Raw genomic sequence first — 16251 nt, forward strand, 5'->3', positions numbered from 1 at the left:
GAAGAATCTGGTTCTGCGTCGAGTTACTTTAGGCTTCAAATTGCAGCGAGCTGGGCTTTTAACTGCCGTAAGCTCGTGGCTTAAAGAATAGGTAAACTTGTAACACCTAAAATTAGTACCCAAATACCGAAAAAAAGTTTTAGACGCTGAACCGAAAATGCTAAAACAACAAACTTTGCAATCGTTCCACCGACTATTGCACCTGCCCCAGCAAACAAAACAACCTGCCATACCACAGACTCGCTTATAAAAGCGTGATATGGCAATGCAGACCACACAGTAAAAGCCGACAAGATAACCGCGCTGGCAATAGACAAAGTTACATTAAACCCTCGAATTATGAGGTAAACAGCGACTAACTCTCCTACTCCTACCGAAAGCCACGCGGTGATAATGCCGCCTAAAAAACCAATGAAAGGTAAAAGCAAAAGATCTTTCGTATGTAAGTCTTTTTTGAAATGGGTACGCTTCATTAGCGGAATAGAAGCAAATATTGCGATTGCTAATAGAATAGAAAAACTACCAAAAGCGATGTGAAGGTTATTGGCCCCACCCCACAAATGCTCTAGAAGCCTTGTACTTTGAGAAGAATACTGAGCGAATCCTATGCCGCATATTGACGAGGGAACCGTTAACATCAATACACTGGGTAATGCCTTCCAATACTGATCATACTTGTGTTGGTGTTTATAATACGCGGCCCAAGTTAGTGCCCCCGCGGTCATACCACAGCATTGTATGGCGAAACTCGTTGCCACAACGCTTTGCGCAGAAAATGACAGGTAGTTAAAAAACGGAACGAAAACCACGCCACCGCCAGCTCCAGTGGCATTCGCAAATATAGCACCAATAACGCCAAGAACGCTGAAAAGCCCGAACTCTTTAACAAGCTCAATAGGGGCTGGTTGCGCTAGCAAACTGCCGATCCATAAAAATAAAAGTACTATCAACGCTGTTTTACCAGCGTTTTGCTTGATGAGAGAAATCACATACGTCCTTAAGGCAGAAAATACGGCAAGTTACACGGCATGACTTTTCTAAGTACGCAGCCAACTAGCACCTGTACAATTTTCAAACTATTGTTATCCCACTACGTATAAGGTTTTACTTACACAGATATCATATACAGCATTTTAAAAAACATGGTTGAAGTATCTACATTTGAGCACCAGGTGCAACTGCATCTTTCGCCAAACCGCTCAGCAACATGGCAACAGACAAAGCACCTTATTGCAGCTTTTGCCCTTTTTATCAGCTCGATAGCTATTGCTTGGTCACTGGCCGGTGCGTGGGTCATATTACCTTTTGCAGGATTGGAGGTCGGGTTACTGGCACTGATTATGTATTTGGTTTCTAAAGCAACATACCGCTGGGAGACGCTCTTAATTTCATCAAACAGCATTCAAGTCACTAGCTCAAACGGTATCAGCATAGAATTCTTCCGCCCTGATACGTACTTGTACTATAAAAAAGACTTGAGCTTAAAATGTGCGCCACAGCTTGTGCTACAAGCCCCTCTGCAGCAATTTGAAGTGGGATCATTTTTAAATTTAGAAGACAAAGAGCGTGTTCATGAATGTATGCAAAAGGCGGGGATCGCAGTATGTTCGAATAAGTGGTGGTAATTCGTGTTGCTTTGAAATGCAACCAATGCGTAAGGCTCCTTATCGTACATGACACAAAATTAATGATCATTGTGGCTATTTTCGACTAATTAGATATAAGACGCAGCTATAACGAGTTGCGACCTAATGAGGGTTACACTATGAACTTATACATCGAGTCACTAGAAGGCGGCAATTACCTCGCATCAACCGGTATGGGCGCCTCACGCACCTTGGTTCGCGACAACAAGTCACAACCTAAAACGTTTCACTGTTTGAACGAGATTAGGGAGCATTTTGACTCTCAAGCCTTTGAGAAAGTTTGGCTCCGTCAAAGCACACCGTATGAAGAAATGGTTGGTCAAACCGATCATCCCGGTGCGTTAGAGCTTGAAATTGAGTGGTAGCGACTTGCAGGTGTCCTAGCAAGTAAGACCAATAGTTTTCAATATTCCATGCACCACTTAGCACGTTTTTTGCGTACAACTAATGTGACGTAAATTAAAACGGTATTTTATTGAATTAGAAACAGTAAGAATGGTCTTCTTCTGTAGTTAATAAAATACCTACATGCTAAGGAGAATTGCATGAAAATAAGTAAGTTAGCTATTAAATCTGTGTTTGTGGCTGCCGTGTTAGCCTTGACGGCGTGCGCTTCGATGGGCGACGGAACTGTTGCTGAAAAGCGACAAGCTATTTTAGATATGCAAAATAACGCGCTTGCCCGCCTTTATTCTGAAAAGCCCGATACGCGCTCTCAGGTAAAAGACGCTGCCGGCTACGCCGTATTTACCAATGCTAACATCAACGTATTCTTTGTGGCGGCGGGCACAGGCTACGGTGTTGTAAACAATAATGTAACCGGCGCAAAAACATATATGAATATGGCCGAAGGTGGCGTAGGCCTTGGCTTAGGCGCAAAAGATTACCGAATTGTTATGGTTTTCCACACACAAAAAGCGATGAATCACTTTATTGAAAATGGATGGACCGTAGGTGGTAACGCGGATGTAGCAGCGAAAGCCGGTAACAAAGGCGCATCTGCAGAAGGCGAAGGCTACTTGGGTAACGTCACAGTGTATACTATGACTGAAAGCGGCCTTACATTACAGGCAACTGTTAAAGGCACGAAATTTTGGGTAGATAAAGAACTAAACTAATTCTGCCCTAACTATTCCTAACCATATTAGCGATTAGCGCTCCAACACACCGAAGGCCTCTTGAATGCATGAGGCCTTTTTATTTTTTCTGCACAACTGCCCGCTACCGCTCTAAAACTTTAGGCTGTCTGCATCACAGTAATAAGCAGTGTCGTGTTCCCCATAGCTTCTCTTACCACCGCCGTGTATACGAAAGTCTAAATTTAGGGGGAAACCCTCATAACTGAATTGAACACTCGTGACTACGCTTTACTTGTAAAAGGCTCGCTTAGCAGCACGCTAAGCCATAAACGAGGGTTTCATCATGCAACCACAAAACAACAAAGTGATAAGAGCAGTAGTAAGAACGATATTAACGAGCGCATTGTTCGCTTCGGCGACGGTAGGCTTTTCAACTAACGCGGCAATAATAGGCAGCAGTTATGGGAATGCAGTCCATGTCGATCTTTCCATTACAAGTAATGTAGGAGGTATGGTCTCTGCAATCGCTAACTCAACTATCAACTTAGCTCATACCAGCGGTAGTGCTCCTGAAAATTATTCACAGATTGACACTATCATTGGCGCAAGCGCAGATGCTTCGGGTACGTTGGGCAGCCCCATCGACGTTACAGAGTTTGATGGCGCGCTATCCACCGCCATTATTGAAGGCGAATCTCAATCGTCTTTAACGAGTTTTGTTCCGGCAAGCTTTTTTACGTCAGGCCGCGGAACCATAAACGACCTTAATCTTGACTTATTTTCAGACTTACTTGGAATAAGTGGCTTTTTAACGCTAAGTGCTGATGTACTTTCCACAGTCTCGCAAATTGACGGAAACGCCACGACCGGCTCAAACGTGAATCTATCTACAGCAGGTTCATCAGACATCGTGGATGTGGAAGTGAATCTTTGGGGAAATACCGTAACGGCTACTGCACTTGAAAATCAGTCTCTCTTTGCAGGTTTGAATATCGCTGACTTTGGCTTGGGAATATTTGTTAATGAAGTCGAAACGTCGTGTTCCAACACCTCTTGCACTGAATCGCGCAACGCGGTTAGAGTATCTTTTGATGATTTCTCACTCAATGCATTTTACGATGCGCTATTCCCTGCTGGCGGGCCGTTAACCGGGCCTGTGTTTAACTTGACCAACAACCCGATTGTCAACGGCGAGATCATTTTAGCTAGCTCGTTTGCTACAACCTCTTCTTCAACTGAGGTAAGTGCACCCTCTACGTTTGCAATTTTTATTTTCGCAGTAGGCTTATTGAGTGCAAGAAGATTTAATAAACACAAAATGCTACAGAAATAACGTTTGAAAATCTCAAGGCAGAAGGAGCAAGTCTACGGTTTCTCTCTTTCTTGCCTTGAGAATCATATCGCTCACATTTTACTGAGCACGGTTTTCCTCAATCTGCATCCACTGTGCTCTTGTACAATTCTCGAGAAGCTCAAATGCTTCAACAACCATATCTTCTCCTTGTATAAATGGATGTGCCTGATTATCTTTCCTATCCGTTAACGCCTTAAGCTTATCTCTTGTTCCGTCTCTTCCAGGGTGATTTGACAAAAATACATCAATATTTTGCATAAGGACTTTTAATTGGGCATATTTTAAACACAACTGACGAAGGGATTTCTTATGATAATCGTGGTGTTTAATCAAAAAGGCGGCGTAGGCAAATCGACCATTAGCACCAATTTAGCTGCGCAAAGCGCTAAGCTGGGTCATAAGACCTTATTGGTAGACTTAGACGCTCAGGGAAATAGTACTCACTACGTGGGATTTAACGTCAGTGAAAAAAGCCTTACCGTGGCCGATATGTTCAAACAAGTGGTTGGCATTTTCAGAACAGCCAAGAAGCCTAACGCGTTCGTGCATGCAACGCCTTATGAAAACCTCTTCGTTATGCCTTCTTCTCCTGCGTTGGCAGAAGTCGAGCGAGAGCTCGAGTCACGATACAAAATTTTTAAACTTAAAGACGCGTTAAAGGAGTTAAAAGACGAATTCGACAACATTTTTATCGACACGCCTCCTAATTTTAATTTTTATTCTAAAGCGGCACTTATTGCTGCTGATGGCTTTTGCGTCCCCTTTGATTGCGACGACTTCTCGGCACAGGCAATTGAGCGTTTACTTGAAAATGCAATGGAACTAAAAGAAGACCACAACCCTCAACTGCGTTTGTTGGGTATTGTTGTTAATCAATTCAATAGCCAAGCAAAGCTTCCAAGAGAGTTAATTGAGACACTTAAGCAGCAAGATTTGCCAGTGTTAGAAAGTTATATAAGTGCCACGGTAAAAGTGAAAGAGTCTCACTCTAAGCGAATGCCGCTGCCTTTCTACTTACCTAAGCACAAAGTGACGAATCAAATTGCGGCTTTATTTGAAGAACTCAATGCGAGCAAAACCTAACGCTAACAAGTTTCGCTAAACATCAATATCAATATGCTTAAGCCCACCCTCGCTGTTACCTCGCTCTTTATCTTTCGAGTTTTCAGCTGATTTTTCGATAATCTCAGTTCGCTTCACGTCTTGAAACTGATCGCGCTCTTCTTCACTGAAATGCTCGGACTTTTTGGTCTTTTGCACTTTCTTCACGCGGTCGTCCGTCTCAATCGGCACTTTTGTGTTGCGAGGCAAAATGGGAAACAGTAGATCGTTGCTCATACGCCCTCCAGAAGTTTGCATTTGTCTCTATAACTTATCGGCAACGAGTTGCCTAAAATTACGGTTCAAAACTAATTCATAACGAATTGTTTTATTATATACACATTAAATTAGAGTTAATGTGCCAAAAGAGTTCACTTTAGCCTTGCAAATCCTAATTCAAAACGCTAATGTTTCAGCCGTTCGAAATTAGGAATTAAAATTTTCAAAATGATCAACTGCGCGACGAAACATCACCATCACCACAAAGCATAACCTTTCAGGTTCGTGCTGGAAGGTCTATGTATCCTTCCAGTGGCGCAGATAAAACAATTTCTCGACCCTCGGAAGGAAACTTCCGGGGGTTTTTCGTTTTAGGCGCAATCAAAAGTTAAAACACAACGTGTAAGGAACGTTTCAATGAGTAACAGCAAAAGACTTCGAATTGCCGTACAGAAATCAGGTCGATTGAGCGATGACAGCATTGCCCTACTGAAAGCTATAGGCATTAAACTCAATATTCGTGATCGCCTGCTGATTGCGCATTCTACGAACCAGCCTATTGATTTGCTTCGCGTGCGTGACGACGATATTCCAGGTCTTGTTATGGATGGTGTAGTAGACCTAGGCTTTATTGGCGAAAATGAGCTAGAAGAGAAAATGCTAGAGCGTAAAGCTGCGGGCAAGCCATTCGAATATGAAGTATTGCGTCGTCTAGACTACGGCGGCTGCCGCCTGTCTATTGCGGTACCTAATGAGATGGATTATCAAGGAATCCAGTCGCTAGAAGGCAAAAAAGTAGCAACAACTTACCCCTACCTACTTGAGCGCTACTTCAAAGAACAGGGCATAAATGCAAAGGCTGTAATGCTACAAGGTTCTGTGGAAGTGGCCCCACGAGCAGGTGTAGCTGACGCTATCTGTGACCTTGTATCTACCGGTGCAACCCTTGAAGCTAACGGTCTTGTTGAAAAAGACGTTATTTTCCGTAGTAAAGCGGTACTTATTAAGCGCGCTGATGGCGAGCTTAGCGACGAGAAAGAAACACTGGTTAACCGACTAATGCCACGTGTTGATGGCGTGTTACTAGCAAAAGAAAGCAAGTACATCATGCTACACGCACCAAAAGCGTATTTAGAGCAGGTGAAAAGCCTACTTCCAGGTGCTGAAAATCCAACGGTGCTGCCACTTGCTGGAAATGAAGAGCAAGTTGCTATCCACGTTGTTTCTACAGAAACCTTATTCTGGGAAACCATGGAGAAACTTAAAGCCCTTGGTTGTAGCTCTATTCTTGTAATGCCAATCGAAAAAATGATGGGCTAAAAGGCAGGCAATTATGATTACTTGGTCATCTCTTTCGGTAAATGAGAAAAAACAGGCGCTAGCCCGCCCGGCTATGGCCAATAGCCAACAGTTAAAGCAGACCGTGGGCGACATTATCGCCCGCGTTGAAAAAGAAGGCGATGAGGCAGTACTGGATTACACACGTAAATTTGACTGCCCAGACTTAACTAGCCTTGTCCTTTCACAAGAAAACATTGATGCTCTTGCTGCGAAGGTAACGCCAGAGGTAGCAAGTGCTATCGATACTGCGTTCAACAACATAAAAATGTTTCACGAAGCGCAAATGCCTAGTGATATCGCGCTAACCACAACGCCTGGTGTTAAATGCGAGCTGCGCTTCACCGCCCTTGATGCAGTGGGTCTTTATATTCCAGGCGGCAGCGCGCCGCTTCCTTCTACCGTATTGATGCTAGGCGTACCTGCATTGGTGGCGGGCTGCGAAAATAAGCTACTTTGTACTCCACCAAACAAAGAACAGCTTATCGCGCCTGAAATTGCGTATGCGGCCAGAAAATGCGGCATCGACAAGATCTTCTTGTGTGGTGGTGCCCAAGCAATCGCCGCTATGGCCTTGGGAACAGACAGCGTTCCTCAAGTAGATAAGATTTTTGGCCCGGGTAACAGCTTTGTAACTGAAGCTAAACAGCAAGTAAGCCAACGTGCTGATGGTGCAGCTATTGATATGCCGGCCGGCCCATCAGAAGTGTTGGTACTTGCTGATGAGTTCGCAAACCCTGAGTTTGTAGCGGCCGATCTGCTTTCCCAAGCCGAGCACGGTCCAGACTCGCAGGCTATTTTGGTGTCTAACTGCGCTGCGCTTATTGAAGAAGCAAAAGCCGCGGTTGAACGTCAATTAGCAACCCTATCTCGCGCTGAGATTGCACGCCCTGCTATGGAAAATGCGCGTTATATTTTGGCTGATTCCATTGAGCAAGCCATTGAAGCAAGTAACGCCTACGCCGCTGAGCACTTAATTGTACAAATAGAGAATGCCCGTGATTATTTGCCAAAAATTAAATACGCAGGCTCTATATTCCTAGGCCCGTGGTCACCAGAATCTGCAGGTGATTACGCGTCGGGCACAAACCACGTACTGCCAACCTATGGCTATGCTAAGAATTACTCTAGCCTTGGATTATTAGACTTTATGCGTCGCTACACTATTCAAGAGCTAAGCGCAGACGGCATGCGTAATTTAGGCCCTGCGATTATGGCACTGGCCGCTGCCGAGGGCTTAGATGCACACGAACAGGCCGTTGCACTTCGCATGCAGGCACTTAAGCAAGGAGACGCCTAATGTCGGCACTTATCGATAACCTAATTAACGAAAATTTAGTGCCGCTAAAGCCGTATGAATCGGCTCGTCGCTTGTTTTCAGGTGGTCAAGACTGGCTTAATGCCAACGAGTCACCTTATGCCAACGAATACAGCGTAGATAGCAGCAACTTTAACCGCTATCCGTCATGTCAGCCCGAAGCGGTAGTCAGTGGTTACGCAAACTATGCCGGGCTAGACAAATCGCAGCTTATTGTTACCCGCGGCGCAGATGAAGGCATTGAACTGCTTATTCGCACCTTCTGCACGCCGGGTAAAGACAGCATTCTGATATGCCCGCCTACCTACGGTATGTATGCAATCAGTGCTGAAACCTGTGATGTGGGCATTAAGAAAGTGCCGCTTAACGACGACTTTAGCCTTAACGTGAATGCTGTATGCGCTGAAGATGACGTTAACGTGATTTTCATCTGTGCGCCAAATAACCCAACCGGTACGCCAGTTGCTCATGAAGACATTAAAACCGTGCTCAATCACTTTGCCGATAAAGCACTGGTTGTTGTAGATGAAGCGTATATTGAGTTCGATGCCGACAATACGTGGGCAAATGAAATAAACAACTATCCAAACTTGGTGGTACTTCGTACGTTGTCTAAAGCGTTTGCTCTTGCCGGTCTTCGCTGTGGTTTTACACTTGCTCAGGCACCCGTCATCCAAGCACTACTTAAAGTGATAGCGCCCTATCCCATTCCAGAGCCAGTTGCGCAGATTGCTGCACAAGCATTGTCGGCTGAATCGCTAACGTTACTTGAGCTTCAGGTGGCTACTATTAACCGGGAAAAAGAGGCCCTAGCCGAAGCGCTGGAATCTATCGAAGGCTTTGAATTAGTGGGTGATAGACGAGCAAACTTTATCTTATTCCGCTACGCAAAAGCGCAAGCCCTAATGCAGTACTTGGTAAGCCAAGGCATGCTTATTCGCGATCAATCAAAACAGCTTAACTTACAAAACTGTTTACGCGTAAGCATAGGCACTGAAGAGCAAAACCAGCGTTTAATGCAGCTAATTAACGAATTTAAAAATAATGAGGACGCGGCATGAGTCAGCAAGCCATTTTATTTATTGACCGCGACGGTACACTCGTAGAAGAGCCGCCAGTAGATAAGCAATTAGATAGTTTAGAGAAGCTTGTTTTCGAGCCAAACGTTATTCCTGTGCTACTTAAACTAAAGGCAGCTGGGTTTAAACTCGTGATGGTAAGTAACCAAGACGGCTTGGGTACAGACAGTTTCCCGCAAGAAGACTTCGACAAGCCACACAATGCCATGATGGCCATTTTCGAAAGCCAGGGTGTAGTGTTTGACGACGTGCTTATTTGCCCGCACTTCGATGCTGATAACTGCACATGCCGCAAACCCAAGCTTGGCTTAGTACAAGAATACCTGCAGCAAGGCAAAGTGGACTTCACTCGTTCGTTTGTTATTGGTGACAGAGTTACCGATGTACAGCTTGCTGAAAACATGGGTATTCGCAGCTTTCAGTACAACCGTGAAAGCTTAAACTGGAACGATATTCAGAAAAGCTTACTTGCGTCTTCACGTATTGCAGAAGTGGTACGTACCACCTCTGAAACTGATATTCGTGTTCGCGTAGATTTGGATTCGCAGGCTAAATCAACCATTCAAACCGGCATGGGCTTTTTTGACCACATGCTTGACCAAATTGCTACTCACGGTGGTTTTGAATTAAACCTGACTACCAATGGCGATTTGCACATTGACGATCACCACAGTGTAGAAGACACCGCGCTTGCCCTTGGTGAAGCGCTTAAAAAGGCACTAGGCGACAAACGCGGTATTGGTCGCTTTGGTTTCGCGTTGCCAATGGATGAATGTCGTGCGGAATGTATTATGGACATTTCAAACCGTCCACACCTTAAATTTGATGCTGAATTTAGCCGCGACCAGGTAGGGGAAATGGCCACCGAAATGGTGCCGCACTTCTTTTACTCGCTTGCACAAAGCATGGGGCTATCACTGCACCTTTCCACCAGCGAAGGTAATGCACACCACCAAGTAGAAAGCCTGTTTAAAGTATTTGGCCGTGCGCTACGCCAGGCCATTACGCGCCAGGGTGATGCACTACCTAGCAGTAAAGGAGCCCTGTGATGTCAGTGGTAAACACCAGCCAGCGACAAAAAATAGTCATAGTGAATACCGGCTGCGCGAACATTTCGTCAGTACGCTTTGCCCTTGAACGCTTGGGCGTTGAAGTAGACGTATCTGACGATGTAAACGTGATTAAAAGCGCTGACAAAGTGTTTTTACCCGGCGTAGGTACCGCAGCAGCGGCTATGGCAAGCATTAAGCAAAAAGCTTTAGTGGAAACCCTGCAGTCGCTTACCCAACCTGTGCTAGGCGTATGTTTAGGCATGCAACTTATGGTTGAAACCAGTGCGGAAGGTGGTTTTCAAGGTACAGGCAACATCGACTGTTTGAACCTAATGCCAGGTCATGTGGCTCGCATGGAATCAAAAGGCGTGCGCTTGCCTCACATGGGTTGGAATACTGTGACGCATAACAACGAAAGTTTGTTCAAAGGCATTCCACAAGATACCTACTTTTACTTTGTGCACAGTTTTGCCGTTCCTGAATACGAGCACACGCTTGCAAGCTGCACTTATGGTAATACTTTTTCAGCAGCGATAAATAAAGACAACTTTTACGGGGTGCAATTTCACCCAGAACGTTCTGGCGAGGCCGGAGCACAATTACTGACTAACTTTGTGAACCTATAATGATTATTCCAGCGATTGATCTTATTGACGGACGCGTAGTACGCCTTTATCAAGGCGACTACGAGCAGAAAACCCAATACGAACTGGACCCAGTAGACGTGGTTCACGACTATGCCGACCAAGGTGCAACCTGGCTGCACATTGTTGACCTAACAGGCGCTAAAGACACCAGTAAACGTCAGCTTTCACTAATTAAGTCTATGGTGGACACCAAGCGCATGCAGTTTCAAGCAGGCGGCGGTATCCGTAGTGAAGAAGAAGTAGCGCAATTACTAGAAACGGGCGTAAGCCGCGTAGTGATTGGTTCTTTGGCGGTAAAACAACCCGAGCTTGTGAAGTCTTGGGTAGAAAAATACGGCCCAGAGCACATTGTATTGGCCCTTGATATCAATATTAGCGACAGCGGTGAAAAGCTTATTGCTACCCACGGCTGGCAAGAGAATTCTGGCGTAGCCCTTGAAGGCTTGCTTGAAGACTTCGCTACAGTAGGCGCAAAGCATGTGCTGTGTACCGACATTAGCCGCGACGGCACGCTACAAGGTGCGAACACTGAGCTGTATCAAGAAATGGCAGCCCGTTTCCCACACGTTAGCTGGCAAGCGTCTGGCGGTATTGGCAGCATCGCTGATATCGAAGCGCTAAAACCCACAAACGTTGGTGGCGTAATTTTAGGCCGCGCACTACTTGAAGGTAAATTCACGGTGAAGGAGGCTATTGCATGCTGGCAAAGCGCATAATTCCCTGTTTGGATGTACGCGACGGCAAAGTCGTTAAAGGCGTTCAGTTTAGAAATCATGAAATTATTGGTGATATTGTGCCTCTTGCCGAGCAATACGCAAAAGCGGGGGCCGACGAGTTGGTATTTTACGATATCACCGCAAGTTCTGATGCCCGCGTGGTAGACAAAAGCTGGGTAAGCCGTATAGCACAGGTTATTGATATCCCGTTTTGCGTAGCGGGCGGCATTAAGAGCATTGAAGACGCCGGGCGCATTTTGGAAATGGGTGCAGATAAGATTTCGATTAACTCCCCTGCCCTTAATAACCCAGATCTAATTAACCAGCTACACGACGTATACGGTCAACAGTGCGTCGTGATTGGTATCGACAGCTTTTATAACGAAGCAACCGACCAATACGAAGTGTACAAATTCACTGGTGATGAAGCGCGAACGCAAAAAAGCCAGTGGCAAACCATCGATTGGATTAAAGAAGTTCAGTCGCGCGGTGCGGGTGAAATTGTTCTGAACTGCATGAACCAAGACGGCGTGCGCAAAGGCTACGATGTGAAGCAGCTAAAAGCCGTGCGCGATATCTGTGAAGTGCCGCTAATTGCGTCGGGTGGCGCAGGTGAAATTGCCCACTTTACGGATGTGTTTCAACAGGCTGACGTAGATGGCGCGCTTGCAGCATCAGTATTTCACAAGGGCATCATCAATATTGATGAGCTTAAAGCAGAGTTGACCAGCAATGGCGTTGCCATGCGTAAGCGTCACGGATTAACGGCGCAAGCAGAAGGAGTAAACCCGTGATCATTACTAACGAAAACAGCAATAAATTAGCTTGGGACAAAATGGACAACCTACTACCCGCCATTGTGCAAGACGCACTGTCTGGCAAGGTATTAATGCAGGGCTACATGGACCAAGACGCATTGGCGAAAACCCTTGAAACGGGCAAAGTGACATTCTTCAGCCGTTCAAAACAGCGTCTTTGGACCAAGGGTGAAACATCTGGTAACACGCTAGATTTAGTGAGCGTTGCTTGTGACTGCGATCAAGATTCACTGTTGGTACTTGCCAACCCTAACGGCCCGACATGCCACACTGGTGTTGAAAGCTGTTGGTTCGACGGCAACACACCAGCCTTTACGTTTCTTGCAGATTTAGAGCGTGTATTGGCTGCCCGTAAAGACGCTGACCCTAAAAGTAGCTATACCGCTAGCCTCTACAACAAAGGCATTAAGCGCATAGCGCAGAAGGTGGGCGAAGAAGGTGTAGAAACCGCATTGGCGGCTACTGTGCACGACAAAGAAGAGCTTAAAAACGAAGCCGCTGACTTGTTGTACCACTTAACGGTACTGCTTCAGGCGAGCGATATGTCGTTGAACGATGCACTTGATGTGTTGCGTGAGCGCCATAAATAGTAATAGCGACAGCGATCTACGCAGAAGTTAAACTCAAGGCCTCTAAACGTTCACGTATTAGAGGCCTTTGAACTCCTAAATACATCTCCCAACGCTCCTCAAAAAGCTAAACATCGCTCTAAAATTGTCCACTTTTTTTACAATGAGTTCGTATTCGCAGAAAAAATCTCATACTTTCAATATGATTACCTGAAGGCATGGATAATGCTTACACTGTGATTGTTTAATTAACAATGTTCACTAACCACATAAGGATATGTAATGAAAAAAGTACTTTCATGCTTTTTGCTTTTAGGAAGCTTCTCGTCTTTTGCAACAGTCATTCAGTACAATGATTTCTCCGACACTACGGGGCTTACGCTAAACGGCAACACGCAGGTAGTAAATAACAACCTGCAGCTAACGAATAATATTGCGTGGCAAGGCGGTTCAGTTTTTACCACAAATGCAATCTCTCTCATCAACGACTCTTCATTTGCGACAAGCTTTTCTTTCAAAATAGACAATAACAGTTTAGGCGGTGATACTGACGGCTTAGGAGCAGACGGTCTTGCTTTTGTAATACAGACACAAAATGCAAACGTGGGCGGTGCTGGTGGTGGTTTAGGATATCAGGGTATAAATAATTCAGTTGCGGTTGAGTTTGATACCTTTAATAACACCAGTTGGGATAATAATAACGGCAACCACGTTGGCATAGGTATTAACGGCAACGTTAATACCTCTAATAACGTCAATGAACCATTCCGATTCAATGAAGGCGATGTTTGGAATGTTCTGATAACTTTCGACGGAATTAGCAAGCTTTTCGATGTTTCTTGGTCCATGGAAACCGATTCAACGAAAGGAGGTAGCATTTCACGAATTTTAGATGTGGCCTCTATTTTAGGTTCAACCGATGCATTCTTGGGATTCACATCCGGAACAGGCTCCTATGCAAGTACTCATGAAATACTTTCGGCCACGTTCACAAATACATCCTCAATACCAACAAACACTCCTGTAAACGCTCCAGCAACCTTTAGCTTAATGATGAGTGCTTTAGCTTTTTTAGTTTTTCGAAGAAAAAAGCAAATTTTGAGGTCTTAACTCTCAAAGTGCAGTAATGTTTCTACTTTCAACAACTCGGTAACTAGCGTACTGATTAAGGCGTTGATTTAAATTACATTCATATATAAAAATGCCCTTCTCGTTTTCTACACGAAGGGCATTTTTGTATCGCAGAGCTTTGCACTTTATTGAAATTAACACTGCTTAGCCTGTCTAACAATCGAACAAAAAGTGAGCCCTCGGTTAAAGAAACGCGACTAGCGCGGCGTTCCCAATATCCAATCTATTCCATGGATAGCAACGGTGGGAAATACGGTCGCATGCGACGCGCCGCCGATAACATGCAATTGTAGTGTTATGTTTTGATCTGCCTTAGCGTTGATTTTACTTGCCAATGCTTTGCTCCCCGCAACCATATCTTGACCCTCGCCAAACTCAGGCGTTTCAAAGCTTCCCACACCAATGTAAACACGCTTGGGCGATTGAGTTTCAGCCATTTCTAAGGTTAGTAAGTAATCGTCATTAAACCACACTGAAGGGCTAACAAGCACATAGTTAGAAAAGGTTTCAGGAGATTGCATGAGCACGTAGCCGCCAAATAGCCCGCCTAATGAATGCCCAATAAAAGTCCGTCGATTGGCGTCTACTCGATATGTAGACTCAATAAATGTTAATACATCTCGTCTAATAAATGACAGATACTCAGCAGCAAGACCGGTTTCCAGTTTCCAACTATTGGCTATGGCAGGAGTGTAGTCCCTTACTCTACTCTTTACGCCTTTTGATTCTAGGGAATAAGACAACCCCACTATGACCGCTTCTTCCATTTGGCCTACGTTTACTGGCATTCGCATAGAGCCTACGATAATAGGAAAACTGTAAGGCGCATCTGTTGTGTATATTACGGGGTAATCCTTGGAAGGAGATGCGTTATAGCTTTTTGGCAACTGTACAAATAACGTATATTTACGTGCAGTTTCCGTATCTTCTATTGTCACCATTTTGCTTCTAGGTAACGAAACAGACGCTTCAGAAATGATAGGTTTAATGATTGATTCAGCAAAAGCACATGAAAATGCACTTCCGACAAGAATTATTGCTGTTAGAAAGCGAAGCACCGTAACCCCTTAGTGGTTTAAACGGCATGTTATAACGCAGCTAATTTCAATTAACCACTGTTTGCACACCTAGGGTCACCTTTTGACTTCTCTATTTCTCGATTTCCCTTACCACTTGGCCATAAGCCAGCAGCGCGAACAGCCCCGTTCCGCCCACAATATTTCCTAATAATGTTGCACCAATGAGTGAAAGTGTTTCAAGAACGCTTATTTTATTTTGCAGTGCTAACAAGAAAAGTTCTGTTGAACCGGCTATCACGTGCGTAAAATTTCCTATAGCAATTAAATAAGTAAAAATAACTATCATCAATATTTGAGAATGCTTAACCGATGGCTTCATCCATACAATAGCGGCAATGATAAACCCTGACGTAATGCCGTATGAGAAGGCGTCTGACGGTGATAGCTTGGCATAATGTTCAGAAATAGCGGTCATCCCTTCAACCAGCTCTGGTGGAACAGATTGCAGCGAAAAGCTGAAAAACGCAGCCAAAAAGGTGCCGAACATATTGGCGGTGAAAACGATGAACCACAGGCGCGCAATGCAAAAGCCCATATTGAACGAAGGTTTACTCAACAAGGGAAGAATGACCGAAAGCGTATTTTCGGTGAACAATTGAAGTCGACCAACAATCACCAGCACAAAACCAACCGTATAGCCCAAGTTTTCGATAACAAACTGATTGGGAGAGTTTGCAAAGAGGTGATGCAGAATTCCTTCAGCAAGAATTGAAATCGAGATGCCAATGCCTGCCGCAACCCCAGACCACCACAATGACATCATAGGGCGCTGAAGTTCTTCTAACCCTTCCTTATGGACAATGGCGTACAAAGAAACAGAATTTAAGCTCTGATTATCTCGTACATCTTTTTCTTCAGTATGACTAAGGGCAACGTCTTGCTCCCTATGCCCAGACTCCTTCACTTTTTCTGTCACTCATGCCTCCTGCAACTCTTTGCTTAACTAGGACGTTTTCCTCAATTACATAGTATTTGGTCCACGACACAGCTTTTTGACAGGGATCACCAGACCACCCTATTCGGTTACGTTGATTAAGCACGTTTTTGGTCACAATAATTTTGCCTATTTCAGATATAGCACTCATTTTAATAAAAAAGCCCGCAT

Annotated in this window: 19 protein-coding genes and 1 other annotated feature; of the genes, 14 read left to right on the forward strand and 5 right to left on the reverse strand. The window is 44.7% G+C overall.

All coding sequences use genetic code 11. The features are described from left to right. Window positions 1–80: 80 nt before the first annotated feature. Window positions 81–989: a sulfite exporter TauE/SafE family protein gene (locus tag RJ41_RS15600; RefSeq protein WP_014976941.1), complete on the reverse strand. Its 909-nt coding sequence runs from the start codon at window positions 987–989 to the stop codon at window positions 81–83. A 153-nt stretch (window positions 990–1142) separates the two neighbouring features. Here RJ41_RS15600 and RJ41_RS15605 point away from each other — a divergent pair, with 153 nt between their 5' ends. From RJ41_RS15605 to RJ41_RS15620, 4 genes are all read left to right on the forward strand, one after another. Beyond that, entirely contained in the window at window positions 1143–1625 is a 483-nt protein-coding gene (locus RJ41_RS15605; protein WP_039222805.1) for a DUF2244 domain-containing protein, read from the forward strand. 116 nt (window positions 1626–1741) lie between these two features. Further along, window positions 1742–2011, forward strand: a complete 270-nt coding sequence (locus RJ41_RS15610) for a DUF6482 family protein (RefSeq protein WP_257721543.1) — start codon at window positions 1742–1744, stop codon at window positions 2009–2011. Between the two features lie 180 nt (window positions 2012–2191). Next, entirely contained in the window at window positions 2192–2764 is a 573-nt protein-coding gene (locus tag RJ41_RS15615; RefSeq protein WP_039222807.1) for a lipid-binding SYLF domain-containing protein, read from the forward strand. Between the two features lie 304 nt (window positions 2765–3068). Next, window positions 3069–4058 carry a hypothetical protein gene (locus RJ41_RS15620; RefSeq protein WP_240485809.1) on the forward strand — a complete coding sequence of 330 codons (990 nt, stop codon included), beginning with the start codon at window positions 3069–3071 and terminating at the stop codon, window positions 4056–4058. A gap of 78 nt (window positions 4059–4136) precedes the next feature. On the opposite strand, the gene RJ41_RS15625 is transcribed toward RJ41_RS15620, so the two are convergent. Next, window positions 4137–4337: an MBL fold metallo-hydrolase gene (locus RJ41_RS15625; RefSeq protein ID WP_240485810.1), complete on the reverse strand. Its 201-nt coding sequence runs from the start codon at window positions 4335–4337 to the stop codon at window positions 4137–4139. Between the two features lie 51 nt (window positions 4338–4388). Between RJ41_RS15625 and RJ41_RS15630 the strand changes: the two genes are divergently transcribed. After that, a complete protein-coding gene (locus RJ41_RS15630) occupies window positions 4389–5162 on the forward strand; it encodes a ParA family protein (protein WP_039222810.1) in 774 nt (257 codons plus the stop codon). 15 nt (window positions 5163–5177) lie between these two features. On the opposite strand, the gene RJ41_RS15635 is transcribed toward RJ41_RS15630, so the two are convergent. Next, entirely contained in the window at window positions 5178–5417 is a 240-nt protein-coding gene (locus RJ41_RS15635) for a hypothetical protein (protein WP_014950026.1), read from the reverse strand. 230 nt (window positions 5418–5647) lie between these two features. Next, window positions 5648–5766, forward strand: a sequence feature (His leader region). A 50-nt stretch (window positions 5767–5816) separates the two neighbouring features. On the opposite strand from RJ41_RS15635, the gene hisG reads away from it, so the two are divergent. From hisG to RJ41_RS15680, 9 genes are all read left to right on the forward strand, one after another. Further along, the gene (hisG, locus tag RJ41_RS15640) at window positions 5817–6719 is read left to right on the forward strand and encodes an ATP phosphoribosyltransferase (RefSeq protein WP_014950027.1); all 903 of its coding nucleotides are present in this window, start codon (window positions 5817–5819) and stop codon (window positions 6717–6719) included. A 13-nt stretch (window positions 6720–6732) separates the two neighbouring features. Continuing rightward, window positions 6733–8037: a histidinol dehydrogenase gene (hisD, locus tag RJ41_RS15645; RefSeq protein WP_039222811.1), complete on the forward strand. Its 1305-nt coding sequence runs from the start codon at window positions 6733–6735 to the stop codon at window positions 8035–8037. After that, on the forward strand, window positions 8037–9116 hold the full coding sequence (gene hisC, locus RJ41_RS15650) for a histidinol-phosphate transaminase (RefSeq protein WP_039222813.1): 1080 nt from the start codon (window positions 8037–8039) through the stop codon (window positions 9114–9116). Before hisD ends, hisC begins: the two co-directional genes overlap by 1 nt. After that, window positions 9113–10183: a bifunctional histidinol-phosphatase/imidazoleglycerol-phosphate dehydratase HisB gene (hisB, locus tag RJ41_RS15655; protein WP_039222815.1), complete on the forward strand. Its 1071-nt coding sequence runs from the start codon at window positions 9113–9115 to the stop codon at window positions 10181–10183. The genes hisC and hisB overlap by 4 nt, the downstream gene beginning before the upstream one ends. After that, complete coding sequence (hisH, locus tag RJ41_RS15660; protein ID WP_039222816.1) at window positions 10183–10812, forward strand: imidazole glycerol phosphate synthase subunit HisH; 630 nt, start codon at window positions 10183–10185, stop codon at window positions 10810–10812. Before hisB ends, hisH begins: the two co-directional genes overlap by 1 nt. Then, window positions 10812–11549: a 1-(5-phosphoribosyl)-5-[(5-phosphoribosylamino)methylideneamino]imidazole-4-carboxamide isomerase gene (gene hisA, locus RJ41_RS15665; RefSeq protein ID WP_039222817.1), complete on the forward strand. Its 738-nt coding sequence runs from the start codon at window positions 10812–10814 to the stop codon at window positions 11547–11549. The genes hisH and hisA overlap by 1 nt, the downstream gene beginning before the upstream one ends. Beyond that, the gene (gene hisF / locus RJ41_RS15670; protein WP_039222819.1) at window positions 11531–12343 is read left to right on the forward strand and encodes an imidazole glycerol phosphate synthase subunit HisF; all 813 of its coding nucleotides are present in this window, start codon (window positions 11531–11533) and stop codon (window positions 12341–12343) included. Before hisA ends, hisF begins: the two co-directional genes overlap by 19 nt. Then, complete coding sequence (gene hisIE, locus RJ41_RS15675; protein ID WP_015067587.1) at window positions 12340–12957, forward strand: bifunctional phosphoribosyl-AMP cyclohydrolase/phosphoribosyl-ATP diphosphatase HisIE; 618 nt, start codon at window positions 12340–12342, stop codon at window positions 12955–12957. Before hisF ends, hisIE begins: the two co-directional genes overlap by 4 nt. A 261-nt stretch (window positions 12958–13218) precedes the next feature. Then, entirely contained in the window at window positions 13219–14046 is an 828-nt protein-coding gene (locus RJ41_RS15680) for a lectin-like domain-containing protein (RefSeq protein ID WP_014950035.1), read from the forward strand. Window positions 14047–14264: 218 nt separating this feature from the next. Here the strand turns inward: RJ41_RS15680 and RJ41_RS15685 are convergent, their stop codons facing one another. Then, window positions 14265–15125 (reverse strand): alpha/beta hydrolase, encoded by an 861-nt coding sequence (locus tag RJ41_RS15685; RefSeq protein ID WP_039222822.1) that lies wholly within the window; start codon window positions 15123–15125, stop codon window positions 14265–14267. 91 nt (window positions 15126–15216) lie between these two features. Beyond that, the gene (locus RJ41_RS15690) at window positions 15217–16062 is read right to left on the reverse strand and encodes a formate/nitrite transporter family protein (RefSeq protein WP_039222823.1); all 846 of its coding nucleotides are present in this window, start codon (window positions 16060–16062) and stop codon (window positions 15217–15219) included. Between the last annotated feature and the right edge of the window lie 189 nt (window positions 16063–16251).

This window comes from Alteromonas marina, assembly GCF_000808575.1.
GTDB classification, from domain to species: Bacteria; Pseudomonadota; Gammaproteobacteria; order Enterobacterales; family Alteromonadaceae; genus Alteromonas; species Alteromonas marina_A.

Bases quoted from the DNA above. Each gene is read 5' to 3' on its own strand.
- RJ41_RS15605 (WP_039222805.1), top strand. From the start codon at position 1,143: ATGGTTGAAGTATCTACATTTGAGCACCAGGTGCAACTGCATCTTTCG.
- RJ41_RS15615 (WP_039222807.1), top strand. From the start codon at position 2,192: ATGAAAATAAGTAAGTTAGCTATTAAATCTGTGTTTGTGGCTGCCGTG.
- RJ41_RS15620 (WP_240485809.1), top strand. From the start codon at position 3,069: ATGCAACCACAAAACAACAAAGTGATAAGAGCAGTAGTAAGAACGATA.
- RJ41_RS15625 (WP_240485810.1), bottom strand. From the start codon at position 4,337: ATGCAAAATATTGATGTATTTTTGTCAAATCACCCTGGAAGAGACGGA.
- RJ41_RS15630 (WP_039222810.1), top strand. From the start codon at position 4,389: ATGATAATCGTGGTGTTTAATCAAAAAGGCGGCGTAGGCAAATCGACC.
- RJ41_RS15635 (WP_014950026.1), bottom strand. From the start codon at position 5,417: ATGAGCAACGATCTACTGTTTCCCATTTTGCCTCGCAACACAAAAGTG.
- hisG (WP_014950027.1), top strand. From the start codon at position 5,817: ATGAGTAACAGCAAAAGACTTCGAATTGCCGTACAGAAATCAGGTCGA.
- hisD (WP_039222811.1), top strand. From the start codon at position 6,733: ATGATTACTTGGTCATCTCTTTCGGTAAATGAGAAAAAACAGGCGCTA.
- hisC (WP_039222813.1), top strand. From the start codon at position 8,037: ATGTCGGCACTTATCGATAACCTAATTAACGAAAATTTAGTGCCGCTA.
- hisB (WP_039222815.1), top strand. From the start codon at position 9,113: ATGAGTCAGCAAGCCATTTTATTTATTGACCGCGACGGTACACTCGTA.
- hisH (WP_039222816.1), top strand. From the start codon at position 10,183: ATGTCAGTGGTAAACACCAGCCAGCGACAAAAAATAGTCATAGTGAAT.
- hisA (WP_039222817.1), top strand. From the start codon at position 10,812: ATGATTATTCCAGCGATTGATCTTATTGACGGACGCGTAGTACGCCTT.
- hisF (WP_039222819.1), top strand. From the start codon at position 11,531: ATGCTGGCAAAGCGCATAATTCCCTGTTTGGATGTACGCGACGGCAAA.
- RJ41_RS15680 (WP_014950035.1), top strand. From the start codon at position 13,219: ATGAAAAAAGTACTTTCATGCTTTTTGCTTTTAGGAAGCTTCTCGTCT.